Origin of the sequence: Neobacillus niacini (genome assembly GCF_030817595.1) — a bacterium.
GTDB classification, from domain to species: domain Bacteria; phylum Bacillota; class Bacilli; order Bacillales; family Cytobacillaceae; genus Neobacillus; species Neobacillus niacini_G.
Genome location: NZ_JAUSZN010000001.1, coordinates 1,361,822 through 1,387,900, shown reverse-complemented (window position 1 = coordinate 1,387,900; position 26,079 = coordinate 1,361,822). Strand labels below are relative to the sequence as shown.

The following is a 26,079-nucleotide window of genomic DNA, read 5'->3' as shown; positions in this document are numbered from 1 at the left end:
TTGAAAAACCTATGATAAGGTAAAGACAAGTATTAATTCGTGTTGCGGCAACAGCTGTTATTTTTATCTTGAATTTTTAAGAAATTACAAAGTCAGGTGAATAGTGATAAGATAATGTTAATTGCTCACAAATACTATTGTGAGTTTTTTTGTTTTAGAAGCAGTTGTTGTATTTAAAATGTATGTTTGCACTCATGGGTGGTTACTTTAAGGTGACTTCATAACTTACTAAAATATCATATGGACGATAGTAAGGATTATAAAGTATGATTAAAAATGAGAAAATTTTTACTAGTCTATGTTATTTAGGAATGGAACAATATAATTCTACTAGTGGGAGGCATTATGAGATTTCGTACGAAGCTCTATACGAGCATAGGGTCATTACTTTTGTTTATTACGATTATTGTGATGATCTTAATGAACATGCTAGAACAATCAACGGTTAAGATGAATGTGGTGATTAATGAGTTAAATGAAAGAATTGAAATTGCTTCCACGATCAAAGATGAAACGTCCTTATCATCAAATGTGTTAAATGCCTTGTTAAACAATCGTGAAGCAGCACTCAATATGGATTTGACGAATGCATGGAAAAATTCAAATTCAAGTTTACAAATTGCGATTGAATCACTGGAGAAAAGGGACGCCCAAGAGAAATCTCAAGAACTCATTAGTAAATTTAAAAGCTTGCATGAATCTTATCGAAATATGGGCGAGCAAGCATTGATGGAAAGAAAAATCAATCCTAATGCTAAACTTTCTTCTGCCTTTTTGACTGATATGGAACGAACCAGTCAGAGGATGGTTCAAATGGCAGAGCTACTTCATGGCTTACAAGAACAAGGGTTGAAGAATGAATTGTTACGTTCCAAAGATACCTATAATTGGGCTGTTGAAAATATTTACATATACCTTGTAATCGGCTTAATCATTGGAATAAGTTTTGCCATATGGATCATAAAAAGCACCAGCAACAACCTTAACAAGGTAACAGACGTGATGAAACAGGCAGCGGCTAGTGATTTTGATACATTACCACGAATTGAGATCTCCTCGAAAGGGGAACTGAGTGAAATCGCGGTAGCCTTTAATAAAATGGCCAAAGCACTTGAGGAACATAGTAGAAACGAGAAACAAGTAAAAGAAGATGCAGAAGAGTTGAGCTGGCTGAATAGACAAATTGCTAAAATTGCCACACTGTATCCGGAAGTAGAAAATGTACAGATGTTAGCGGATATGCTCATCACAAAGCTAGTACCTATGGTGGGAGCGAGCTACGGAGTCTTCTATTTAAAGGAAGTTAACAAAAGTGACCAGTATTTAACAAGAATGTCTTCCTATGCCTCTTTGGGTACGGAAGAACGAAAGCAATTTCGTTTAGGAGAGGGATTAATTGGGCAATGTGCACTTTTAAAGCGCCCCATCCATTTAAATGAAGTTCCCGAAGATTATCTAAAAATCGGTTCAGGTCTGGGAGAAGCTTCTCCTAGAACGATTATGGTACTACCCGTATTATTTGAAGAAGATGTTCTTGCGGTGATTGAAATTGCTTCTTTTGAGACGTTATCCCCGATACAAATAAAGCTGCTTGAAAAAGTGAATAACAATTTAGGGATTAAGATTAATAGTATTATTAACCACATGAAGGTAGAGCAATTATTGCAAGAGTCACAAGCTTTGACAGAAGAACTGCAGGCCCAATCAGAGGAACTCCAGATGCAGCAAGAAGAGCTAAGGACGACAAATGAGAAACTAGAGGAACAGTACGAAGCGTCTAAACAACACAACTTCGAAATACAAGAGGTTAGTGCGGCGCTTGAAGAAAAAGCACAGCAGCTGGAGCTTAGTTCTAAATATAAAACTGAGTTTCTAGCAAATATGTCACATGAACTAAGAACACCTCTAAATAGTTTGCTCATTCTAGCACAAATCCTCTCTGAAAATGGAGAAGGGAATTTGACATATAAACAGCAGGAATACATTAAAACGATTTACTCATCCGGAAATGATTTATTGAATTTAATCAATGATATATTAGATTTGGCTAAAGTAGAGTCTGGTAAACTAGATGTGATATCAAAAGAAGTAGAATTGAATCAGTTGAGAGATATCATCTACCGTCAATTCTCACCCATTGCGAACAAGAAGAAAGTTCATTTTTCAATCGAATTGGACAAAGCATTACCAATGACGATCATTACGGACGAGCAACGACTGCAGCAGATAGTAAAAAATCTTCTAGCCAATGCGTTTAAATTTACGGAAAGTGGCAGTGTCTCCTTACAAATCAACAGTGTGATGAAAAACATCACCGGCAACAAAGGAGATGAACAGCGACTTGAACGAATGTTTGCTTTTTCTGTGATTGATACGGGTATTGGAATTGAGGAAGAAAAACAAGAGAGTATATTTGATGCTTTCAAACAAGCAGATGGGACGACAAGCAGGAAATATGGCGGTACGGGATTAGGTCTTTCAATTTGCAGGGAACTTGCTCAGTTATTGGGCGGGTTTATAGAAGTTACAAGTGAGATTAGGAATGGAAGCACATTTACGTTATATTTGCCGAATCGTCAAATGAATAACAACATCGTAAATATCTCTACGGCTCGGACGGAAGCCGCGGTCAGTATGGAAGCTAACTATTTAGTAAACAATGATGATCAAGTTTTAAAGGAAGGTTCAATGCTCAAACATGGGAAATCGATTCTGAAAAACAAGAAGATCCTTATCGTCGATGATGATATTCGTAATGTATATGCATTAACGATTGCGTTAGAGAATTATGATATGGAGATCTTGGTTGCAGAAAACGGCAGGGAAGCGCTGCAGGTTTTACAGGAGCATCCGAATACGGACCTGATATTAATGGATATTATGATGCCAGAAATGGATGGGTTTGAAGCCATCCAACATATTCGTAGGATAAATATATTTGAAACGATACCGATCATCGCCCTTACAGCAAAGGCGATGAAACACAGCAGAGAAGAATGTCTGCAGGCTGGAGCTACCGACTATATTAGCAAGCCAATCAACTTAGAACAGTTGTTCTCGTTAATGCAAGTATGGCTGTTTACGAAGGAGGGCTAGAAAATCGCACATGTTAAATTTCATGAAACTAGTAGTCTAGTTCAGACTGAAGAGGTCGAGAGAATTGAAATCGATTTATTACTTGAGGCAATCTTTCGATATTATGGGTATGATTTCAGAAACTATGCCTTTCCTTTTATCCAAAGGAGAATTAACCATCGCGTTCACATTGAGAGACTTTCAAGTATATCCGCGCTGCAGGAAAAAATCCTTCGCGAACCTAGTGTGATGGCAACGTTTCTGTCCGATTTTTCCATTAATGTGACGGAGATGTTTCGGGATCCATCCTTTTTTAAGAGTATCCGGACAAAGGTGATTCCTTTAATAAAGGAGTATCCTTCGATTAAAATTTGGCATGTCGGCTGTTCTTCCGGTGAGGAAGTGTATTCAATGGCGATACTCCTTCATGAAGAGGGCATCTACGATAAAACAAGAATCTATGCAACTGATATAAATAAGAATATTCTCGAAAAAGCAAAACAAGGTACCTTTCCGTTAGAAGAAATGAAGCTCTATACTAAAAACTATATTGAAGCAGGAGGGAAACGGGCCTTTTCTGAATATTATAAAGCCATTGACGATAAGGTTTGTTTCCACCCATTTCTTCAGAAGAATATGATTTTTGCCCAGCATAATGTAGTATCCGATCATTCTTTTAACGAGTTTGATATGATTATATGCCGAAATGTTCTCATCTATTTTAATAAGAACCTTCAAAATGATGTTCATCAATTAATATATGAAAGCCTAAGTACGTCAGGTTTTCTTGGTTTAGGAAAAAGAGAGGGGGTTAAATTTACACGTTATGAAGACTGTTACGGAGAATTTGATGGACCCGAAAGGCTCTATCAAAAAGTTAAATAAAACGCCTTCTCAAAAGGTGAATATTTTAATGGTGGATGATCATCCAGAAAACCTTTTAGCATTAGAGGCGGTGCTCAATTCACCAAACTACAATCTAATTAGCGCACATTCAGGAAAAGAAGCGTTAAAATGCATGCTTCAACATGATTTTGCGGTGATTTTACTAGATGTTCAAATGCCGGGACTGAATGGATTTGATACTGCCAAACTTATAAAGGCGAGAGAAAAAACGAAAAATATCCCGATTATTTTTATTACAGCGATTAGTCAAGAAATCGAACATGTACATCAAGGGTACTCTGTAGGTGCGATTGATTATATTTTTAAACCCTTTCAGCCCGAAACATTGAAAAAGAAAATTGAACAGTTTGTCAAAATCCATCAAAATCATCAAGAAACGATTATTCAAACAGATTTAGGACATTTACTAGAGCTGAATAAGGTTAACAAAAGGCTGGATAGAACCACACTGAATTTACGACGGACTGAGGCATTATCGAAAGCCGTTAGTGAAACAATAACCGATACCATTGTCACGTTTGATAATCAAGGTTGTATTCTTTCCGTAAATCCTGCCGTCACTAGCATGTTCGGCTATCAGGCCAAGGAATTGCTGGAAAAACACGTTTTAAAGCTTTTTCCCAAATGGGAGAATGAAGTGTTATGTCATTCACCCGTCTCATTTATTTCTACGATTAGACAGTCCGTAGGAAAGATCATCGAAGTTGTTGCCAGTCGGAAGGATAAAAGCTGTTTCTATGGTGATCTATTAATTGCATCCACCATTATTGAGGATGAACAGATTTTTGTTTGTACGGTGCGGGATGTTACGGAAAGAAAAGAAATAGAAAAAGTTAAAAAACAACGATTTCATAATTTGGAACATGTCGTCGAAGCGCGGACGCTTGAGTTGACCAAGTCAAACCAGAAACTGCAAAAGGAAATTGAAGAACGAAAAAGAATGGCTGACCATCTGTTCCGTTCTCAAGAAAGGTTTCGAAAAATCTTTGATTCCAGCCCCTTATTAAAGGCGATTTTATTACAGAAGGATCAGACATTTATTGATATCAATGCCAGTTGGACAAAATTCACTGGTTATAGGAGTAACGAATTGATACATCAAAAAATTAATCGGAATAATTTTATTGATGAGTCAACAGGAAAGCCAATTGATTTAAATAATAAGATTCGAAATAAGAAAATCAGATATGAAACGAAAGACGGGGAAGTCCGCTCAGGGTTATTGTCCACGGAGATGATTGATATTGATTCCGAACCATGTACCCTCGTAGTATTGAATGATATTACAGAAAGGGTCCATCTTGAGAACGAAATGTATCGGTTGGACCGATTAAATTTAATCGGCGAAATGGCCGCAGGTATTGCCCATGAAATCAGAAACCCGATGACAACCGTTCAAGGATTTTTACAATTATCTAGGAACAGAGCGGACAATTTATCTACTGATTTCATTGATTTAATGCTTGAGGAATTGAACAGAGCAAACTCAATTATCACAGAATTTTTGAATCTAGCTAAAAATAAAATCAGTGTCAAAAAGAAACAGAACTTGAATGCTATTATTGAAGCTTTATCTCCTCTGATTCAAGCAGAAGCGTTCCGTTCAAATAAACAGCTTAAGCTGGACTTAGGAGAATGTCCTGACATCTCCCTGGACGAAAAAGAAATCCGCCAGCTCATCTTAAATATTGCCTTAAATGGATTAGATGCCATGACTTCTAATGGAATTTTAACCATTAAAACCTTTCAAGACGATGAGACAGTGGTTCTGCAAATAAAAGATCAAGGGCAGGGTATCAACCCAGAGGTATTATCAAAATTAGGGACGCCTTTCTTTACGACAAAAGAAACAGGAACAGGTTTGGGGTTAGCTATTTGTTACAGTGTAGCCAAAAGACATGATGCCCAAATTGAAATCGAAACGGGTGAAAATGGGACAACCTTCTCTGTTCAATTTCAGCTCATTCCCAGCTTAACCACCGATTAGGTAGATTCTTTATCACAAAAGAGAGGGGGGAGGACGCCGTGGTAAAGAAAGGGAAATTTATTTTAGTTATCCCTGCTGTCATTTCAGTCATGGTTCTTGGTTTTATGTCCGTATCTTTTGCTGATAAAAAGCCGACTGTGGTCGTAGTTTTAAAAGTTGCGGACTCAGAATACTGGAAAATTATGAAGGCAGGCATCGAAAAAGGATTTAAAGACTTTGGAATCAATGGAAAAGTAGTGCAACCAAGTGATGCAACACCAAAAAAACAGATGGAATTATTAAGTAAGATATACAAGGAAAAGCCCGATGTTATCATAACGGCACCGTACAGTTCATCTGTTGGGCCGACATTAGAAACCTTAACGGATATACCCATATTGTTAGTAGATACAGACCTTACCATTAAAAACAAAAAGGCTTATATTGGAACCGATAATAACGACTTAGGTCAAAAGGCAGGGGCCTTTTTAGCCTCCCAGCTGCAGCCAGGTGATAAGGTGGCAATTATCGGTGGTGATATATCTTTCTCGGTGTTTAGAGAGCGGGTCGACGGGGCGACCATTGCATTACAAAATGCGGGAATTGAAGTAGCATATACCAAAACAGGTGTATCGGATGATCCCAAAGCAATTAAAAAGGCGATTTCAAGGGTTTTGCGTGAACATCCTGATATTAATGGAGTGGTGACCTCACATGACACGATTGCGTTATCGGTAATCAAGGAGCTTGAGAAACAGGGGCTTTTAATACCAGTCATTGGGCCAGATGGTCTGACCGAGATGCTTAAGTTAATTGCCGACGAAACCCTCCCTGGTACCATTGCCCAAAACCCTTATGATATGGGCTATTTAAGCGTAGAAACCGCCATGAAAGTAATTAAAGGAGAAAATGTAGAACCCTTCGTCGACAGTGATGTCGATATAATCATAAAAGAGAATGCGCAGCAAAGATTGAATTTTTATGAGAAGTTAGTGAAGTAAAACATTCATAACGTTTGAGGGTTGCAATAAAATGTAATCCTCTTTTTGTTGTGAGAAATGGCCACCAAAAAGTGGGGATTAAATCAAGAAACCATCATCCCTTAACAGGCTTGATTAAATAGTAAAGGTTAGGATTTTATACCTGATTTAAAGTAATAGGTTAGGATTCTGTATTGTACTGCTATGTAAAGTGACTATATAATAAACCTAGTTAGATTAATCTGATTTTTCTGAACACATTAGTATAACCATTGTTTAATAAGGGGGAATGCCTACATAACAGTTGTTTTAAATCCTTAGCTATATGTTTAGGCTAAGAGATTAAAAGGTAAACAACAAGATTTTTTCTGTCAAGATACTTACAAGTTACAAATTAAGAATATAAAGTATTATTTTACAGGTTAGAATTTCTTAAAATGTAAGCGTTTTACCATCCCGTTACTTACTCAAATGATAATGATATTCTATTATTTTTCTTCTTAGACAAGTTCTCACTAGTAGATATCTATATTAGTTAATAAGGTTCTTTCTGTTTCTAATGATGTGTTAGCAAATGAATTATAAAAGGGGGAAATTAAAAAATGAAAAAAGGTTTTTTTAAATGGGTACACTTGATCATGATTATTTCAATCATTGTGTCACTCCTTGTTGCTTGTAGTTCAAGCTCTTCAGGTACATCAAAAGACGGAAAAGTCACCTTAAAGGTTTTGGATTGGAATAACACGAATACAAAAGAAACTGAAAAAATGATTAAAGAAACCGTTGAAAAAGAGTTGCCAAATGTAAAGCTTGAATTTGAATACATAAACTGGGACACCGATTTTAGTTCAGTTATGCAAACTAGAATTGCCGGGAAACAATTACCAGATATTATCATGATTAAAGGTGGAGATCATCCGAAATACACTGAACATTTAATGGACCTTTCTACAGAGGAATTTATGAGTGAATTTCCTGAAGATATCAGAAAAGCCTTGCAGATAGATGGAAAGGATTATGCAGTTCCCTATACATCGAATTTCCAAGGAGTATTCTACAACAAAAGAATTTTTACAGAAAACAACATTGAAATTCCAAAAACATGGGATGAGTTAATGGCAGTAGCTGAAACATTAAAAAGTAAGGGCATTACACCATTTACTTCTCATTTCAAGGATTACCAGATTGGAAACTCATTCAACCAGTTTGCAACCATTGAGGTGTATTCAAAAAATCCAACTTGGGGAAATGATTTACAAAAAGGGAAGGTATCATTTGCAACTTCACCAGAATTCAAAACAGTGTTTGAACATTTTGAAGAAATATACAAATATTCAAACAAAGATCCATTTGGCCTAGATTTCACAGGGGCAGCTGAAATGTTTGCAAAAGAGGAAACTGCAATGTGGATTATCGGAACGTGGTCGACTGCACAAGTGTTGAAAAACAATCCAGACCTTGAAATTGGATTTTTCCCGACCCCAGCAACGGATGAAAAGAATACAAAAATCATCATGCAACCCGACCACACTTTCTCTGCAAGTGCGACAACTAAGCATCCAAAAGAAGTGAAACAAGTTTTAGAAGTATTTGCTACAAATAAGGATATGGCGAAAAAGTACATTGACATTGTCCAAACAGAAAGCTTAATACCTGATGTGGTTTCCGCTGTTCAAGCTCCATATGTAGAAGATATCAACACTTATAAAAGCATTGGTGCAGCTGATGCAAACCTCGGTAACGTACAAATTCCTTGGCCATATCAAGAACAAAGTGGAAATTATATTGCAGAATGGCTATTAGGAAATAAAACATTGGATAAAGCACTAAAAGCATCAGACGATTTCAAATCGAAAGTGAAATTTTCTACCAAATAAAAGACTGGTTAAGAAAAAGGAGAACGAAATTGTTCTCCTCTCTACTTTTATTGTGATGGGGTGTTGTTTATGAGACTAGAAGGAAAGAATACTCAACCGATGAGTATCACGATTTCGAGTAAACCAACTTCTATTGTACACAAAAAGAAAAGGGTGAACGCAAGGGATATTCAATACTTTCTATTGCTGTTGCCCCCTTTGGTTTTTTTTATTGTGGCCATGATTATCCCACTTATAATGGGAATTTATAATTCTTTTACAGATTGGGATGGAATTAGCTTAGAAAAAAATTGGATTGGATTCACTAATTATATCGAAATTTCTAAGGACGAAATGTTCATTCAATCTTTTAAATTCACTGGACTATTTATGATATTTAATACAATCATTCAAAACATTGCAGCTTTCTTTTTTGCTGTCATGCTAGATAGCAGCATAAAGGCAAAAAATTTCTATCGGACGATTATTTTTGCTCCCGTTTTATTAAGCCCAATTCTAGTCGGTCAAATCTGGACAAAAATGTACGGAACGATCTTACCTAGTATCAATGACATATTTGGCCTTAGTATCAATTTCAATTTTTTCTCAAGCCCTGATACTGTCTTAACAGGACTCCTTGTTGCCAACAACTGGCAATGGATTGGCTATTGGATGCTCATTTACTTAGCCGGACTTCAAGCAGTTCCTAAAGACATTTATGAAGCATGTACAGTGGATGGCGGGAATTGGTGGCAAAAGTTTTTTCATATTACAATCCCTATGCTAGGGCCATCGATAACAATATGTACCATTGGGATTGCGACAGGAAGTTTAAAAGTGTATGAATTAATAGTCGCCTCAACAGGTGGAGGTCCAGGGGATTCATCTAAATCGACTATCATGCACATCTATGACACTGCCTTCATGTCCCAACAGTCAAGTTATGCGTCTGCGATGAGTGTAGTCTTTCTTCTTGTTTTACTAATATTTGCTTTCATTCAATTAAAGGTGCTGCGTAAGAGGGAGGTTGAATTATAACATGAGTAAAAAGTACACCAAGGGAACATTCCTTATCCAAAGTATCGTGACAGTTATCGTAATATTTTATTTACTCCCATTTTTAGTGGTTTTCCTTTACGCATTTAAGTCGCCACAAGAGATCATTGGTTCCTCTCCTTTTTCTTTACCCGAAAAGCTAGAATTGGTGAACTTTACTCAGGCGTTTGAAGCACTGAATTTTTTCCAAAGCTTTGGAAATACATTTTTCATCACAGCAAGTGCTGTTTTACTCCTTATTTTACTAAGCGGAATGGCGGCGTATTCAATCGTAAGAGGTGGTAATACATTTTTTAATGGGACATATATGTTCTTTATTGCAGGAATCATGATTCCATATCAAGTCATTTTTGTTCCGATGTTTGTGCTTGGCAGCAATTTAGGATTCATTAACAACCTTTTTGGCGTCATATTTCTATATGTTGGTACTAGTCTTCCGTTTGCTATTTTTGTCATGGCAGGATTTATGAAAACAATACCAAAGGAAATTGAAGAAGCCGCTTTTATCGATGGGTGTTCCATTATGCGCACGTTTTGGATAATTGTATTACCAATGTTAAAGCCAGTTGCAGCTGCACTAACGATTATTTTATCGTTACAAATTTGGAATGATTACCTATTGCCACAGCTCTTTTTATCGGACAACAGCATGAAAACCCTCACTGTTATGCAATCGACCTTGTTTAGTGCATTTGAAACGAATTTTAATGTAGGTTTTGCAGGTATTATTCTTTCTTCGCTTCCAATATTAATTTTATTCCTTTTCATGCAAAAACATTTTGTAAAAGGAATTACGATGGGTTCTGGAAAATAGTTAAGTATTCCTGTTAGACGGAAACTAGAAAATATTCGGAGGTTGTTTTGAACTATATTAGTTTATACCAAGGTGAATTAGTAACCAACCATTATCAGCCTAAAGTTTTTGCCTATTATTTTAAGCAGTGGGAAAGTTATAATATGCCATTTCATGCTCATAAAGAAGTAGAAATTATGTATGTAATTGATGGCAGATGTATCGTTGATACGCTTGATGAATCAATTTCGATGAAAAAGGGTGACTTTATTTTACTAGATTCCAATGTTTCTCACCGATTAATCGTAGAAAAAGAGTCTCCCTGCCGGATGTTAAACGTAGAATTTTCCTTTATTCCAAAAGAAGGCTGCTTCCCATCAATAAAGGACTTAGCTAACGAAAACAGTAATTTAGCTGAATTTCTTTTACTAGGTCGTCCCTATGCTGTATTGAAGGATCCTAATGATATCTACTATACTTTAAAAAATTTAGTTCTCGAATTGGATAAGAAGGAAAAGGACAAAGAAATAGTGATTCAACTCCATTTAGCACAACTTCTCATTCAAATTTCAAGAATGGTCATTGAGGAAAGGAAGAATGAAAGGGATCACCAACAGGCAAATGTTTATGTAAAACAGACAATTGAGTATCTTCATCATAACTATGACTGTAATATCCAAGTGAAGGATATTGGAGACACGGTAAATATTCATCCTGGATACCTTCACCGAATTTTTAAAAAACAGACAGGATTTACGATTATGGAATATCTGACTTCACTAAGAATGGAAAAGCAAAAATGTTATTAGCGGATACTGATATTCCAGTGATTGAAATATCTTTTTATGTGGGTATTAACAGTCGTCAATATTTCAGTAATCTCTTTAAAAAACACACAAATATGACACCTATTGAATACAGAAAGTCTGTCAGTCAAGATATAGTGAAATTTAGTAGATAATCACAGTCAGCAGTCAGATTCTTTATTTAAAAAGGTTATGATTTTATACATTTTTTTACTAGAAAGGTTATAAACTTGGAAACGTTTTCTACCCTATGGTGATAGGATTAATATATAAAATAGTAAAGGAGAATGCTAATATGACTTTTAAAATTGCTTTTATTGGCGCTGGCAGTATCGGGTTTACAAGGGGGCTACTACGAGACCTTCTAGCTGTAGCAGAATTCAAAAATATTGAAGTGGCGTTTACGGATATTAGTGCTCAAAATCTAGATATGGTTACAGAGCTATGCCAACGAGATATTGATGAAAATGGGTTAGATATTAAGATTCAAGCGACTCAAAATCGTAGAGAGGCTTTAAGAGATGCTAGATACATATTTTCCGTCGTACGAATCGGCGGTCTAGAAGCCTTTCAACATGATGTCGATATTCCACTTAAATATGGGATTGATCAGTGTGTAGGGGACACACTTTGTGCGGGCGGTATTATGTACGGGCAACGTGGGATTCCTGAAATGTTAAATATTTGCAAAGATATTCGTGAAGTTGCAGAACCTGACGCATTACTTTTAAATTATGCGAATCCAATGGCGATGTTAACATGGGCTTGTAACAAATATGGCGGTGTAAGAACGATTGGTCTTTGTCACGGGGTGCAAGGCGGACACAGACAAATTGCCAAAGCATTTGGATTAAAAAAGGAAGAGATCGATATCATTTGTGCAGGAATTAATCACCAAACTTGGTACGTAAGCATCAAACATAAAGGTGAAGATCTCACAGGGAAACTGCTGGAAGCGTTTGAGAATCATCCAGAGTTTTCAGTAACCGAGAAAGTCAGAATCGATATGCTAAGACGATTTGGCTACTACAGTACGGAATCAAACGGTCATTTAAGTGAATACGTCCCGTGGTACCGGAAACGACCTGAGGAGATAAATGAGTGGATTGATCTTGGTACATGGATAAATGGTGAAACAGGTGGATATTTACGGGTCTGTACAGAAGGCAGAAACTGGTTCAAAACTGATTTCCCAAATTGGTTAAAAGAACCAGCCATGGAATACAATCAAGAAAATCGTGGCGAAGAACATGGATCTTACATTATTGAAGCACTAGAAACCGGCCGTGTATACAGAGGTCATTTCAATGTGGTAAACAATGGTGTGATTTCAAATCTTCCAAATGACGCGATTATTGAGGCTCCTGGATATGTAGACCGCAATGGTATCAACATGCCCCATATCGGCGATTTACCACTTGGACCTGCGGCTGTATGTAATGTGAGCATCTCCGTCCAAAGACTATCTGTAGAAGCTGCAGTAACAGGAAAAGACTTCTTACTACGTCAAGCAATGATGATGGATCCACTTGTTGGAGCTGTGTGTAATCCGAAAGAAATTTGGCAGCTTGTTGATGAAATGTTGGTTGCGGGGGAACAATGGCTTCCGCAGTACACAGAAGCAATTGAAAAAGCGAAAGAGAACTTATCCATCCAATCATCACTAATCCCAACGAAGGATTATAAAGGGGCTGCACGATTGAAGGTTAAATCAGTCGAAGAAATGGCACAAGACAAAGAAGCTGCTCGTAAAAATGCCGGTGAATCAGATAAAGCGATTGAGCGCCCATCAGCCGTACATTAATTTTATTTTGATTACCAAAGGATTTGGAAAACGAGGATATAGTGAAGTAGGTACCTGTTGAAATTTTTAAACAAATAAACACTCACAAATGCTGATACGTCAAGCTTGTGAGTGTTTTTATTTGTAGGAAATGAAGTCCTTCAGGAGAATCCTGCATTTAATCAAAATATTGATATGCTTACTATAGTGACTGATTGGTTGAATAACGATTTTGGTAATATTGTAGCGGAACATAACTCTATTTGGAAAATGAAAAATGGCTCAGTTGGAAAGGCGTATGGAATCTTGAGCCCGAGCGAAGAAGCGGCACTAGTAAGGGAACAATTTGGAGTTAAGTAATAAATAAACGTGTTGAAAAAGGAATAAAAAGATCAGAGAGGCCAGATTACCTCACACACTAATACAAAAATAGAAGAGAGTACTTTAAATTATTTAGTGTATAGAAATATTTGATTGACAATTTGCTGAATTTAAACTATTATCACTTTATTAAATTAAAAGTTAAATACTATTTTTCTTCTTATCCAGAGAGGTGGAGGGACTGGCCCTTTGAAACCTCGGCAGCAGGTTCTTATGAATACTGTGCTAATTCCATCAAGCATATGGCTTGAAAGATGAGAAGAGGGTTATCAAACTCTCTTCTTTGGAGGAGAGTTTTTTTAATTTATACATAAATCCAACTTAGCTAATGGGAAAACTAGATTATTAAAAAGAGAGGTAATAGTAATGAAATATGGTTTTTGGTTACCGATTTTTGGAGGCTGGTTACGAAATGTGGATGATGAAAATATGCCGCCAACCTTTGAATATGCTAAAAAGGTCACTCAATCCGCTGAAAAATGGGGTTACTCTACTACGTTAATCGCTGAATTATATTTAAATGATATTAAAGGACCGGAGCATGATTCTCTTGAAGCTTGGTCCACAGCCGCCGCACTGGCAGCGGTCACGGAAAAAATTGAGATTATGACCGCGATTCGTCCTGGGTTTCATAATCCTGCGGTAGCAGCCAAAATGGCAGCAAATATTGATCAAATCAGTAACGGACGTTTTACGCTAAACGTGGTTTCGGCTTGGTGGGCAGAAGAAGCGCGTCAATATGGCGGTATTTTTACAGAACATGATGAGCGTTATGCTCGTACCGAGGAGTTTATTGATGTCCTAAAAGGATTATGGACAGAAGAAACCTTCAATTACACTGGCCAGTTTTACGACTTAAAGGACACGAAGCTTGCACCGAAACCGCTTCAAAGACCAAACCCAATTCTTTATGCAGGCGGGGAAAGTGAAAAAGGCAAGCAAACGATTGCAGAAAAATGTGATGCGTATGTGATGCACGGTGGTACCGTTGAAGAGATCGACCGAAAAATAACCGATATGAAGGCACGCCGAGCACAAACTGGCAATGCGCCATTTAGTTCTTTCGGAATGGCTGCTTATGTTATTTGTCGTGATACAGAAGAAGAGGCACTAGCTGAACTTGAAAAAATCACAACGGTGAAAGATTCTAGCGGTTATGCTGGCTTTAAAGATTTCACTACCAAATCACACTTAGAGCAACAAATCCAATTACAAGATTATTCCGTATCTAATCGCGGTCTCAGACCAAACTTAGTAGGAACACCAGAACAAATTGCCAATCGAATTTTACAATATGAAGAAGCTGGCTTAGATTTATTGTTATTACAATTTTCACCTCAACTAGAAGAAATGGAACGCTTTGCAAAGCAGGTTATGCCGTTAGTTGAACAAAAACGTAGTTTAATAAAGAACTAGAAAAGGGGTCATAGTAATGAGCAAGGTATATGTGATACATGAAAATAGTGAGTGGACTGTCCATTTAACAAATAGGTTAGAGGAACTTGGAGTTCCTTATGAAGAATGGCATTTAGACGAAGGAACGGTAGATTTATCAACAGAACCACCAGAAGGAATTTTCTATAGCCGTATGAGTGCTTCTTCTCATACACGTGATCATCGTTTTGCAGCTGAATTTTCTGCACAAGTATTAGCCTGGCTTGAAGCACATGGCCGTACGGTGTTAAATGGGACAAGCGCTCTAAAGCTTGAAGTTAGCAAGGTTTTACAATACTTAGAGTTAAACAAGTATGGTGTTAAGACTCCAAAAACGATTGCAGCAGTTGGAAAACAAAACATTATTAATGCAGCTAAAAGCTTTGCCGGACAGCCGTTTATTACGAAGCATAACCGTGCCGGTAAAGGTTTAGGTGTTCAATTATTCCATAGTTTAGAAGCTTTAAAGGCTTATGTAGAAGGACCTGCTTTCGAAGAACCAGTCGATGGCATTACCCTTATTCAGGAATACATTCAATCTCCTGAAAGCTACATCACTCGTTGTGAGTTTGTAGGAGGCAACTTTGTTTATGCCGTTAGGGTTGATACTTCAGAAGGTTTTGAACTGTGCCCAGCGGACGCATGCCAAATTGGCGATTTATTCTGTCCGGTAGGAGAAGAAGTAGAAGAGAAGCCTAAGTTTCAAATCATCGAAGGTTTTGAGGACGAAATTTTAGAAAAATATCAAAAAGTTTTAGCAGGTAATGATATTCAAGTTGCCGGCATTGAATTTATTAGAAATGCTGACGGCGAAATTTTTACTTACGATATAAATACAAACACGAACTATAATTCTGATGCAGAAGCAAAAGCTGGAAAATACGGTATGCTCGAAGTTGCTTCATTCTTAAAGAAGACATTGGAAGAAAAATACGCGACAACAGTGACGGCTTAATTTGTTTGTATATAAGTAGAACAGGGTTTACTCCATAAAAGTTTTATAATATTGACAGAAGACCACCTGCCATGCCCCGGGTGGTTTTTTGTTTGTTCAAGAAAGGTGTATATAATCAAAAATAACATGAATGCAGCATTTTTTTCATACTATATTTGGGGAGGTGATAAAATGCCTAGAGTAAGGGCTAGAACTCATGAAGTAGATGAAATGGCAAGAATGATGAGAGCAGAAGCTGAAGGCGAAGGAAAGCAAGGCATGTTATATGTAGGAAATGTAATAATAAATCGTGTTGTAGCACAATGCTTAGATTTCAAAGGTGTACCCACTGTTCATGATGTAATATTTCAAATACAAGGAGGAAATTTTTCTTTTGAAGCAGTGCAAAAAGGGAATGTATTTTATCAAAGATCAAGAACTTCTGAAAGAAGATTAGCACAACAAAATATAAATGGTTGGAGAGATCATCCTGCGAAATTTGCTCTTTGGTATTTTAATCCAACGGCGCCAGGGTGTCCTCCTACATGGTACGATCAACCTCATACTGGTGCATTTAAAGAACATTGTTTTTATGAACCAAAACCTGGAACATGTGACAGTGTTTATAGAGGTTAAGCTTACTCTTTGAGTAGGCTTATTTACACATTCAAAATTCTTACACAAAGATTTTTAAACAAAGCTGATGGTAAGAAGACCCTACTGTGATTCCATTAATATGAAGAGGCTTCTTCATAAAAAAAGTAAGCACCAAGTATGTGCTTACTTTTTTTATGAAAATGACAACTTATTCAATTGTTGTTTATTAGTTTATTTCGGTCTTCTGTTTGAGGGGGTTCCTCAAACCATCCGTGTTTTATCATTATTTCAATTCCTTCTTGACCATAGAAATAAATATCTTTGGCTAATAACGTAATTTTTAAGGAAATATCATTTCTTAATGTAAAAAATGTCCCAAAACTATTTCCAACTATACAAAACCCATTTAAGTATGTAACACAATGCATCATCAGCTTGTCTGAAAACGGGGCAGTTGTGGATGTAGTTACCGTACTTCCAGAAGTGGCAGAAATCTGTATATCATTATCCAAAAGAATTCCTTGAAATATTTTAATTTGTTTTTTTGCAAGTTCTTTCCCTTTTTCAAAATATTTTCTAACTTCTTTGTTCTGTGCACATTGAGCAAAACCTGACATTAGTTGCATTCCTATATTATTTGACTCTATTCCATGATGAAGAAACCCTAGCTCAATGTCGTTTATAGCCCGTTTAGAATTAAATGGGTTAAATCCACTCATATATTTTTTGCTTTCAATAAATTCAGTGGTTTTTGGCATTGTAACTTTTGGAGGAAGTGTTAGAATTCCTTTTTGTAGTAAAAAAAGAGTGGCTAACTTATAAATTTTATGGGTAACAGTGGTAAGTCCCTCATATATTTGCATCACATCATCGTTATATGCCATATTCATATTAATGGTGTACATACCCATGCTTACTTCTTTTAATATTCGCAGGAACATAATATCGAATCCATTATCGAATAACTTGGGAGCTTCTAAATTTACATCTTCTTTTTTAAATCCAGCGGGAATAGCCACACCTTGTTGTTTAAATATTTTCTCAATTTCTAATACGTAATAATGTAACTCTTGCCACAAGCCTCCCAATATATTCCTCGCCTCGTCGTCATCGGCTTTTTTGATGAAATATTCTAATATTCTCATAATAAGAGTTTTTTCTTGGTATGTAAGCCAAAGTGTTCCTACCTCTGACGCACTTATAGGATTTGTTAAAATCAAAAGAATCCCACCTTTATCTAATTAATATTATTATTACCAATTAAATGGTTAATATATTCGATTCACAAACAAACGAGTGCTTTTGTCAGTTTAAGAAATTTTTGGAGGATTATTGTGTTTATTAAATTCTGAAAATCATATAAATAATATACTAATGGGAAATTAAAGTAACTTACCATAGGGATGTGTAATTTATGAAGAAATTAATTATAGGACTTAGTATCGTGGTGGTTGCTCTTATAATTTCATTCATTTCAAGCGATTTCACTTTGTTGTATAAAATAACTGGGGCTATCGCAATAATTTCACTGATAGTAAGTGCCTTGTTATCTGGGGCGTTCTTGGATGGGGATCGATTGGGGAGAAATCTACAATCTGAATCAAAAGAGGATAGAAATCAAAGATTTTCACTAACTAATTCTATATTATTAATAGGCTTACCGAATTTATTAATTTCGGTTGTTTCCTATTTTCTAATGAAATAAATCGAGTAAAGTTTTCTAATTCCTCTTTCTTGTTAAACTTAATCCGCTTGGTAATAGACAAAATGGGAAAGCAGGGTAAATCTTTCCCATTTGCTTTTTATTGTTTTACGCCATCTGGATAATTTCTCACATAATGTTTGTCACCAATATGTTTAAAATCCTCAATGGTTTTTTCTAATTCAACGATAAGGATTCGTTTTACATCATGCATACTTCTGTAAAAAGTATGTTCCTTATCTCCATTTGGTTTAATCCCAGCGAGTGAGTTTAAGATACTATCCGTCGATGCTCATCCACTAATATATCAATAGCTTCGAGTACATGCTGCGTATATTTTACTATTTCTTTGTGTTCCGTTTGTTCCTGAAGCTTTTTAATATGTTTATCCACTTTGTGTCCCTCCATTTGTGTCATTGTTATAAAAGTATCTTCCCCAAACTGTTGCAAAAACCAAGTTGGGATTTTTTTATCCACTACATTATTTGATTTTGGATACGTTTAGCAATTACTTCAGGAACTTCTTGAAGTGAATCTACAGTTAAAAAAACACTGTTATGATCAACGTTAACTTCAACCATGTTATATTGCCATTCATTTTCTGCTGGAATGTAGATAGCATGGATATCCAATTCCAGTGCTGGGACAATATCAGTTCTTAATGAATTTCCAACCATCCATGTTACATCAGGGTCCGCTTTAATCGTTTTTAAAATATCAGATAGAGCTGTTGTATCTTTATGTTCCGAAATAAAAATCCGATGTTCAAAAAATGTAGTCAATTCTAACTGGGTAATTTTTCTGCGTTGATTCGCCTCATCTCCTCCTGTGTGCAAATACAATTCATGTCCCTCTTCTTTTAAACGTTGTAGCGTTTCATTCATGTGTGGAATAGGTTCAACAGGTATATCGAATACCTTATAACCCAACTCTCTTAAATATTGGATTTCATCCTTTTTCTTTTCCCGCCCAGCTAAGTCGCAATAGTATTGATAAGTACCAACAAATGACTCGGGAAACCGATCTGATTTTAGACCGTGCTCACTAATCGCCGCAACATCAAGTTGAAGCTGCTTCTGTTTTATAGCATCCTCTGTAATCGAGTCAAACCAGGCCATCATTTGGTCAGCGAATTCGTCTATAACTAGGTTAAAATATCTATTACAGTATGATAATGTATCATCAAGGTTAAATAAGATGTTTTGTTTTTTCATTTTTTACTCCTTTTCAAGAATATAGCTTTACCTATTGTTCCACCTTGACTAAGTTAATATTACTGAATAGAAGTATGCAATTTTTTTATATGAAAGATTTTTTTAGAAAAAAGAAAGGAAGTGGAATCTGACAACAAGGAATCCAAATAGTTTCAAATATTATTTGGAGTAAAAATCGAGGAGAGTCTGCTGAGTTTATCAATAGTCAATCAGCCATAATTTCATCTAGAGGAATCCACAGATTAGGAAAATGCTTTTTTGATGAAATCTATTATAAAAGATAATAAGGATACCGTTTATATTTGGTATCCTTATTGAACTTCGATCAATGCCCGTTCATTTATTAAGGAATCTTTCAAAAATAATCTCAAAAAATGAAGATGAACCGTTTCCAGATGTAACAGGGGCAAATAATTGAACGAATCTCCAACCATCCTTCGCATGGTTGGCAATGATTTCATGATAATTTTCTTTCGGTTCATTGTTCCATCTACTAAGTTTTATTTCAACAAATTTATATTCATACAAAATTAGAACCTCCACTTAAAGACTAATAGTTATTAAAGTGATATTAAATTTAGGTAATGGTCTCGGAAAATTACAAATCAGTTGGAAATTGATTGGTTTGAAATGACACCTTTTAATCATTTTTTTATCAACAATTCAACGAGAGTCTAATGTATTCCGTACAAACACTTTATGGTTATACTTAAAATGCGTATTGAATAACAAAATTGCTAAAAAACAGAAGGGCAATCAAATAAAGTGCAGGGTGAACTTCCCTCCCTTTCCCCATTAAAAGCTTCAACAATGGATATAGAACAAAGCCGATTGCCATACCATCTGCAATGCTATAGGTTAAAGGAATTAATACAATAATTAGAAGTGCTGGTAAGCTCTCTGTTAGATCATCTATTGAAATATGAACAATGTTTTGCAACATAAGAACCCCTATTAATATCAGAATTGGCGAAACCGCACTTGCCGGAACAATTTTAATAACTGGTATGAACAATATCGAAACAAGAAAGAATAGCCCTGTCACGATGCTGGTTAACCCTGTTCTTCCGCCGGCTGTTATTCCAGCTGCTGATTCCACGGATGCTACAGTGGGACTCGTTCCAAGTATTCCTGAAGATAATACCGAAATAGCTGTAGCCTGTAGTGACTTCTTATTACCCTCATAGCGATTTAACAACTTGCTATGCCCATGAATCAAACCAATATTTTCAAAGACAATCACCATTGCAAAAGAGATGGAAGTCAGCCAGAAGACCAAGTTCCCTGCTTGTGCCCACGATAATTGTCCAAAAACGCCAATGTATTCTTGTAAAGATGGAATGGTAAGAGAAATCCCTTCGAAGGTAGCTCCTCCAAACCAAATCGATAGCAACGATGTAATTAAAATACTTAGAAGAAGGTTTCCCGGTATATTTTTAACAAATAATAAAACCGTAATGATCAAACCAATAAATGTAGTGATAGCTTGGGGACTGCTTAAATCTCCGATTGCAAGCAGGGTGTGCTCAGAATCCGTAATAATACCAGCATTGTCAAACCCAATTAATATCAATAGAATTCCGATTCCAATGGTTATGGCTTCCTTTAAGGAATTAGGAATCGAGGACGTAATCACTTTTGCAATGGGTGTAAAGGCAATCACAATGAAAATCAGCCCTGTAACGAAAACCATCGCCAACGCCTCCTGCCAAGTAAATCCCCCTGATTGAACGATTGTATAAGTGAACATCGCATTGAGCCCCATACCTGGAATGAGGAGTATAGGGGTATTACTCCAAAAGCCAATAATTAAACATCCTAGGAAACTAGTTAATATGGTTGCAATGATTCCAGCCTCCAAGGGAATACCAGCTGCAGCCAAAATCGTAGCATTGACAATAATAATGTAGACCACGGTTATATAAGAAATAAAACCCGCAGAAAATTCTTTTGCAATTGTCGTACCATGTTGCGTTAATTTAAATAGACGTTCCATGTCATTCTCCTTTCTAGTTCGTTCGTTATCGTATCATGGACAAGCGGTATATTAGAAATATATAATTTATATAAAAACCATATTTTTTTTAAATAGAAGGAGAAATTCATGGACATTAAACAATTACGGTATTTCATAGCAATAGCTGAAGAAAAGAATATAACTGCCGCTGCTAATCGGCTTCATTTGTCACAGCCACCTCTAAGCATACAGTTGAAACAATTGGAGGATGAATTAGGTGTTAAATTAATCGAGAGAAATGGGAAGAGTATGGAGTTAACCGATAAGGGAACGCTACTCTATCAACGCGCTTTACATCTCGTCAATAGTTTTGAAGAAATAAAAAATGAAATTCAAGATACGGAGGAGGGAAAAAAGGGCGCACTCAATATAGGAATAAATACCTTATCCGTTTCGGGATTTTCAGAAATGCTCCAATCCTTCCACAAAACCTATCCCCATGTATCGTTAAAAATTGTCCAAAATGATTCATTTTATTTAGCAGAAATGGTAAAAACTAGAGCTATTGAAATGGCATTTGTACGTCTCCCGCTTGAACATCGAGGTTTGGTTTACCATCATCTTATTAATGAGCCTTTTATTTTCGTCAGTAATACGGAAGTCCACAATATATCCTTAGAAGAGGTTGCGCATATGCCCCTTATTTTTCCTAGTACAGAGGGGTTGGGTATATATAATACAATTCTTGAAGCATTTACTAGGCAAAAGCTTCAACTAAAAAATATTGCGGAATGCTCTGATATGTATATATTGATGGAATTGGTGAAGGGTGGAACAGGGGTAACGCTTGTGCCAAAATCTGTTTTTGATGTCTACGGGGGGAAAAGTCTTTACTCGGCACCAATAAGCAATGTCAATATGACATCTTCTTTAGGAGTCATTTTGCTTGAACATCATTATGTCTCAACACCAGCCAAAAATTTCATGGATCTAGTAAAGGGATATTATAGACATTCACAACTTTAACATTGTCTTTAATTGAAATAACCTAGTAACGAGAGCATAGTAGAACAGCGGGGTTGCCTAAAGACTTACCTAAAGGTCTTTATTTGCTAAAAGGAATTTCTTTACATTCTCGTAAATAATAAATTATAATTTGAATGGATAATTAAGATTATTTAAAAAGTTTCAGGAAGAGGAGGCGTAAGGAATGCTTAATGGTTTACGTTTTATAGTTAATTGTATAGTAGAAGTTCGTTCCATCACATATGTATTTATGTCTACCGGGAGCAGTGTGCCCTGTGTTAACTACAAAACGACGAATCAACCATAAGTTTTCCTTACCCATTCTTTCATTTAATCAAAAGGCTGTGGGCAGGTTTAACTTGCTCACGGCTATTTGTGCTTTTCTAATCCGTTGAAAAAATAAGTCTGACAAAATGGATGTCAGTGAGAAATGAGGAAAAAAATTGAAAATGACTTTACAGGCTTATCGAAAGATGGATCGTAATATTTGGATTCGTTTTATTGGGGAATCGATTAATGGTATTGCGATGATGATGTTAATGCCTTTTTTCGCCTTATATATGAGTGATAAGGTGGATCATTTTTGGCAAGTTGGTGTTGTTATGGCAATGGGGCCAATTGCCGGAGTGCTTGGTTCGTTAATAGGTGGAAAGCTTGCGGATCAATATGGAAGGAAGCCCATTATGATTGTTTCAATGGTTGGAAATGGGCTGGTTATGCTTGGTTTTATTTTTTTTGATGGCTTCTATCCTTTCTTAATAATATCGAGTTTTTTTGGTCTGTTTAATTCTCTTTTTCATCCTGCGGCATCAGCCATGGTCGCGGATGTGACGGATGAGGAGGGAAGAACGGAAGCATATGGTTTACTGCGAATGGGACACAATATTGGAGCGGCAATCGGGCCACTGCTTGGGGCATCCGTTGTGTTTTTATCAAAATCAGTTATTTTTATCATTGCTGCTTCATCCGTTTTTGTTTATTCTCTTTTTTTAGCTCTCTTACTTTCCGAAACACTGCCGAAAAGTGAACGAAAAAAGGAAATGAAAAATCTTGATAAAGCGGAGAAACTGCCTTCTATTTTTACAGTGCTCGTCAAAGATAAAATTCTATTCTTCTATATTATGACGGGAATTGTGATTTCGATGGGATTCTCACAAACGGAAGGGATGCTTCCACTGCATTTTGATCAACAATTGCCTGCACTTTCCGATGCCCAAAATCCATATCCTTATTTAATGGCTTTTAACGGAGCGTTGGTCGTTTTCTTCCAATTTGCAATATCGAGATGGGCAAGTAAGCGCAAGCTTGGAAAAGTCATGCTATTTGGTTCGGTTTTATTTGGTTTTGGGCTGCTTGCAGTAGGATGGCTGCCAATCTTTTTTACAAAACTCCAGTTTTCCTATTGGAGTATTCTTCTAGTTCTTATCATTATCTATGGAATCTACACACTAGGGGAAATGCTCTTATCCCCAGTACAAATGACATTTGTAGCAAATATTGCACCAGAACATTTACGTGGTACCTATATGGGGGCTGCAAGTCTTCAGTGGATCGTTGGCAGTGCAGTTGGTCCCATTTTTGCTGGTTTTTTACTGGATGATCATCTGGGTCAGGTTCTATTTACCGTTCTAGGAATAGGTTGTATCGGTGCCGGTATTATTTATTTATCACTTGATAAATGGGTTTCCGAAGCAAAGGAAAAAAATCAAACCCTTCATGTTAATAAGAAAGTTACAGCAGAACGAATGTAACATAGTTTTATAAAGATTAGCCTATTCAAAAAGGGGCTCGATTCTATAATAAGAATAGGGCTCTTCTTCTTTATGTTAAGGTTTTTATAGCTTCGGCTCGCATTGCAAAACCCATGCTGTGACAAGATGTTAATCGTTTGGAAGGAATTAGTAATTCTTGATAGAATAAATATAAAGATGATCAGGTAATAAATTTGTACACATAAGGAGATAAAACTATGGTAAAAAACAAATTACTAAGAATGGACAATGTTGGCATCGTTGTAGAATCCCTTGATGACGCAATCTCTTTCTTCGAGGAGATTGGCTTGAAGCTGGAAGGGCGAGCTACTGTCGAAGGTGAATGGGCTGGTCGCGTAACCGGGCTGGGTTCACAGAGTGTAGAGATTGCTATGATGGTTACCCCAGATGGCCACAGCCGACTTGAGCTTTCGCGATTTCTCACCCCACCTACTATATCAGATCACCGAACTGCTCCTGTAAATGCCCTCGGTTATCTACGCGTCATGTTCACCGTTGAAGACATTGACGAAATGGTATCCAGACTCACTAAGTATGGTGCTCAGCTCGTTGGCGAAGTGGTTCAGTACGAGGACTCGTATCGGCTCTGCTACATTCGTGGAATTGAAGGACTTCTAATCGGTTTGGCGGAACAACTCGGTAATAAATAAGTGACGTTTAAATAAAGACTTAACTGAAATGTACATTGCTAGAGTAAAAATAGAAACAGAAAAGCAGTGTGAAAGTATCTCGAAGAAGTCGGATGCACCATATAAACACCGCATTCACACTCCGGGTCTCGGCGACCCTCGGTCGCGGAAACAAGGAACGAGGAAGTAATTGTCGGGACACATCTGTACCGACTAACCGCATCGCGGCAGGCAGCAAGATGCCTTAACTCGATAGGACTTCTGATGCATGAACTTTAATGAAAATCAATGCAAAAACAAATTAAAGGGACTCAACTAACGGGTATGATAGCTCAATAAGCCGCCTTTTCAACGAGGCGGTTTTCTTATCGTAAAGATCAACATCAGGATCCAACATAGCCTTATTTTTAAGAAAATATGGGTATCTCCGAATTTAGCCGGAATTATTCCGTTTATTGTTTAGTTCTAGATAAGAGGATTTTGTATAAATTGGCGGTAAAGCTAACGGTATAGGACGACGGCTATATGAAGGTATTAACAGGATATATACATTACACTAATAGTATTGTTGAAAGATCTTCGTCATTGACTGCTATTATATTCACTGCCAACCTTAGGTTTAGTAAAAACCTTCCCATTGTTTAACTCACACCAATCTTCTAATTCTTTATAAGTTTCCTTTATTCCGTACTTTGCTAAAAAAGCTTCTTTCGTTTCGAATACTTCCAATAATCCATCTTCGATTAATGATATCATTCGAAAAGGGTTTAGTTCAAAAACCTTAGAGACAGCTATTAATTCACCTATATGTACAATATTTGCGATATTTTCCATTACTTTATCTCCTTATTTAGAGTTATGCCTTGTTCATTCTTCACTTTATAGATAAAAACATCACCTCGCTGTTATTATTTTCAGCTTTTTCGGTACTATGTAATACTTCATTAATGTCGTACAAAGATGGAAGATTGAGCTTTTGTTGGCGGTGACTTTAGTAAAGGAACGTTAGTTAAACTTGCATATTCTTTTGAACAATCTACAAAATATCGAAAATCACCACGCTTCAGCTAAACCAGCTAATAGTTGATTTGATAAGATTATTAAATGTGGACTAATTATCTAAGGATTAATATTTATATTTGAGAAAAAACAGAACAGTTAATAAAAGAAACTTGGAAGGAACTAAGTGGATGAGATCGCTGGAGTTGTCTT

At 36.5% G+C, this 26,079-nt stretch carries 24 protein-coding genes and 1 riboswitch; of the genes, 18 read left to right on the top strand and 6 right to left on the bottom strand.

All coding sequences use genetic code 11. The features are described from left to right. Positions 1–345: 345 nt before the first annotated feature. From QFZ31_RS07010 to QFZ31_RS06945, 14 genes are all read left to right on the top strand, one after another. Positions 346–3,096, top strand: a complete 2,751-nt coding sequence (locus QFZ31_RS07010; RefSeq protein WP_307301986.1) for a response regulator — start codon at positions 346–348, stop codon at positions 3,094–3,096. A gap of 3 nt (positions 3,097–3,099) precedes the next feature. Further along, positions 3,100–3,960, top strand: coding sequence for a CheR family methyltransferase (locus QFZ31_RS07005; protein ID WP_307311421.1), 861 nt, complete (start codon positions 3,100–3,102; stop codon positions 3,958–3,960). Continuing rightward, entirely contained in the window at positions 3,902–5,968 is a 2,067-nt protein-coding gene (locus QFZ31_RS07000) for a PAS domain S-box protein (RefSeq protein WP_307301984.1), read from the top strand. Before QFZ31_RS07005 ends, QFZ31_RS07000 begins: the two co-directional genes overlap by 59 nt. A 38-nt stretch (positions 5,969–6,006) precedes the next feature. Beyond that, positions 6,007–6,948, top strand: a complete 942-nt coding sequence (locus tag QFZ31_RS06995) for a sugar ABC transporter substrate-binding protein (RefSeq protein ID WP_307301982.1) — start codon at positions 6,007–6,009, stop codon at positions 6,946–6,948. A gap of 581 nt (positions 6,949–7,529) precedes the next feature. Beyond that, the gene (locus tag QFZ31_RS06990; RefSeq protein ID WP_307301980.1) at positions 7,530–8,804 is read left to right on the top strand and encodes an ABC transporter substrate-binding protein; all 1,275 of its coding nucleotides are present in this window, start codon (positions 7,530–7,532) and stop codon (positions 8,802–8,804) included. A 69-nt stretch (positions 8,805–8,873) separates the two neighbouring features. Beyond that, positions 8,874–9,821 (top strand): carbohydrate ABC transporter permease, encoded by a 948-nt coding sequence (locus tag QFZ31_RS06985; RefSeq protein ID WP_307301978.1) that lies wholly within the window; start codon positions 8,874–8,876, stop codon positions 9,819–9,821. Between the two features lies 1 nt (position 9,822). Next, a complete protein-coding gene (locus tag QFZ31_RS06980) occupies positions 9,823–10,653 on the top strand; it encodes a carbohydrate ABC transporter permease (protein WP_307301977.1) in 831 nt (276 codons plus the stop codon). A gap of 47 nt (positions 10,654–10,700) precedes the next feature. After that, on the top strand, positions 10,701–11,441 hold the full coding sequence (locus QFZ31_RS06975; RefSeq protein ID WP_307301975.1) for an AraC family transcriptional regulator: 741 nt from the start codon (positions 10,701–10,703) through the stop codon (positions 11,439–11,441). Then, on the top strand, positions 11,432–11,593 hold the full coding sequence (locus tag QFZ31_RS06970) for a helix-turn-helix domain-containing protein (protein WP_307301973.1): 162 nt from the start codon (positions 11,432–11,434) through the stop codon (positions 11,591–11,593). The genes QFZ31_RS06975 and QFZ31_RS06970 overlap by 10 nt, the downstream gene beginning before the upstream one ends. 140 nt (positions 11,594–11,733) lie before the next feature. Beyond that, a complete protein-coding gene (locus QFZ31_RS06965; RefSeq protein ID WP_307301971.1) occupies positions 11,734–13,242 on the top strand; it encodes an alpha-glucosidase/alpha-galactosidase in 1,509 nt (502 codons plus the stop codon). A gap of 111 nt (positions 13,243–13,353) precedes the next feature. Beyond that, positions 13,354–13,581 carry a DUF6241 domain-containing protein gene (locus tag QFZ31_RS06960; protein WP_307301969.1) on the top strand — a complete coding sequence of 76 codons (228 nt, stop codon included), beginning with the start codon at positions 13,354–13,356 and terminating at the stop codon, positions 13,579–13,581. Positions 13,582–13,759: 178 nt separating this feature from the next. Next, positions 13,760–13,863, top strand: a riboswitch (SAM riboswitch). 105 nt (positions 13,864–13,968) lie between these two features. After that, on the top strand, positions 13,969–15,018 hold the full coding sequence (locus QFZ31_RS06955; RefSeq protein ID WP_307301968.1) for an LLM class flavin-dependent oxidoreductase: 1,050 nt from the start codon (positions 13,969–13,971) through the stop codon (positions 15,016–15,018). A gap of 16 nt (positions 15,019–15,034) precedes the next feature. After that, the gene (locus tag QFZ31_RS06950; protein WP_307301966.1) at positions 15,035–15,991 is read left to right on the top strand and encodes an ATP-grasp domain-containing protein; all 957 of its coding nucleotides are present in this window, start codon (positions 15,035–15,037) and stop codon (positions 15,989–15,991) included. Between the two features lie 171 nt (positions 15,992–16,162). Further along, positions 16,163–16,606 carry a cell wall hydrolase gene (locus tag QFZ31_RS06945; protein WP_307301965.1) on the top strand — a complete coding sequence of 148 codons (444 nt, stop codon included), beginning with the start codon at positions 16,163–16,165 and terminating at the stop codon, positions 16,604–16,606. 173 nt (positions 16,607–16,779) lie between these two features. Here the strand turns inward: QFZ31_RS06945 and QFZ31_RS06940 are convergent, their stop codons facing one another. Continuing rightward, positions 16,780–17,787, bottom strand: coding sequence for a DUF3231 family protein (locus QFZ31_RS06940; protein WP_307301963.1), 1,008 nt, complete (start codon positions 17,785–17,787; stop codon positions 16,780–16,782). 194 nt (positions 17,788–17,981) lie between these two features. Between QFZ31_RS06940 and QFZ31_RS06935 the strand changes: the two genes are divergently transcribed. Next, entirely contained in the window at positions 17,982–18,272 is a 291-nt protein-coding gene (locus QFZ31_RS06935; RefSeq protein ID WP_307301961.1) for a DUF5316 domain-containing protein, read from the top strand. A gap of 267 nt (positions 18,273–18,539) precedes the next feature. Here QFZ31_RS06935 and QFZ31_RS06930 read toward each other — a convergent pair whose 3' ends face one another. The 4 genes from QFZ31_RS06930 to QFZ31_RS06915 all read right to left on the bottom strand — a co-directional run bounded on the left by QFZ31_RS06930 (position 18,540) and on the right by QFZ31_RS06915 (position 21,479). Further along, positions 18,540–18,662, bottom strand: a complete 123-nt coding sequence (locus tag QFZ31_RS06930; RefSeq protein ID WP_307301959.1) for a hypothetical protein — start codon at positions 18,660–18,662, stop codon at positions 18,540–18,542. Positions 18,663–18,745: 83 nt separating this feature from the next. Continuing rightward, a complete protein-coding gene (locus tag QFZ31_RS06925; protein ID WP_307301957.1) occupies positions 18,746–19,483 on the bottom strand; it encodes an HAD family hydrolase in 738 nt (245 codons plus the stop codon). A 336-nt stretch (positions 19,484–19,819) separates the two neighbouring features. Next, positions 19,820–20,011, bottom strand: a complete 192-nt coding sequence (locus QFZ31_RS06920; RefSeq protein ID WP_307301955.1) for a DUF4177 domain-containing protein — start codon at positions 20,009–20,011, stop codon at positions 19,820–19,822. Between the two features lie 181 nt (positions 20,012–20,192). Continuing rightward, complete coding sequence (locus tag QFZ31_RS06915; RefSeq protein ID WP_307301953.1) at positions 20,193–21,479, bottom strand: NCS2 family permease; 1,287 nt, start codon at positions 21,477–21,479, stop codon at positions 20,193–20,195. Positions 21,480–21,587: 108 nt separating this feature from the next. Here QFZ31_RS06915 and QFZ31_RS06910 point away from each other — a divergent pair, with 108 nt between their 5' ends. From QFZ31_RS06910 to QFZ31_RS06900, 3 genes are all read left to right on the top strand, one after another. Next, on the top strand, positions 21,588–22,466 hold the full coding sequence (locus QFZ31_RS06910) for a LysR family transcriptional regulator (RefSeq protein WP_307301952.1): 879 nt from the start codon (positions 21,588–21,590) through the stop codon (positions 22,464–22,466). A gap of 443 nt (positions 22,467–22,909) precedes the next feature. Beyond that, a complete protein-coding gene (locus QFZ31_RS06905; RefSeq protein ID WP_307301950.1) occupies positions 22,910–24,217 on the top strand; it encodes an MDR family MFS transporter in 1,308 nt (435 codons plus the stop codon). A 218-nt stretch (positions 24,218–24,435) separates the two neighbouring features. After that, positions 24,436–24,888, top strand: a complete 453-nt coding sequence (locus QFZ31_RS06900) for a VOC family protein (RefSeq protein ID WP_307301948.1) — start codon at positions 24,436–24,438, stop codon at positions 24,886–24,888. A 561-nt stretch (positions 24,889–25,449) separates the two neighbouring features. Here QFZ31_RS06900 and QFZ31_RS06895 read toward each other — a convergent pair. Continuing rightward, positions 25,450–25,701 (bottom strand): hypothetical protein, encoded by a 252-nt coding sequence (locus tag QFZ31_RS06895; protein ID WP_307301946.1) that lies wholly within the window; start codon positions 25,699–25,701, stop codon positions 25,450–25,452. Between the last annotated feature and the right edge of the window lie 378 nt (positions 25,702–26,079).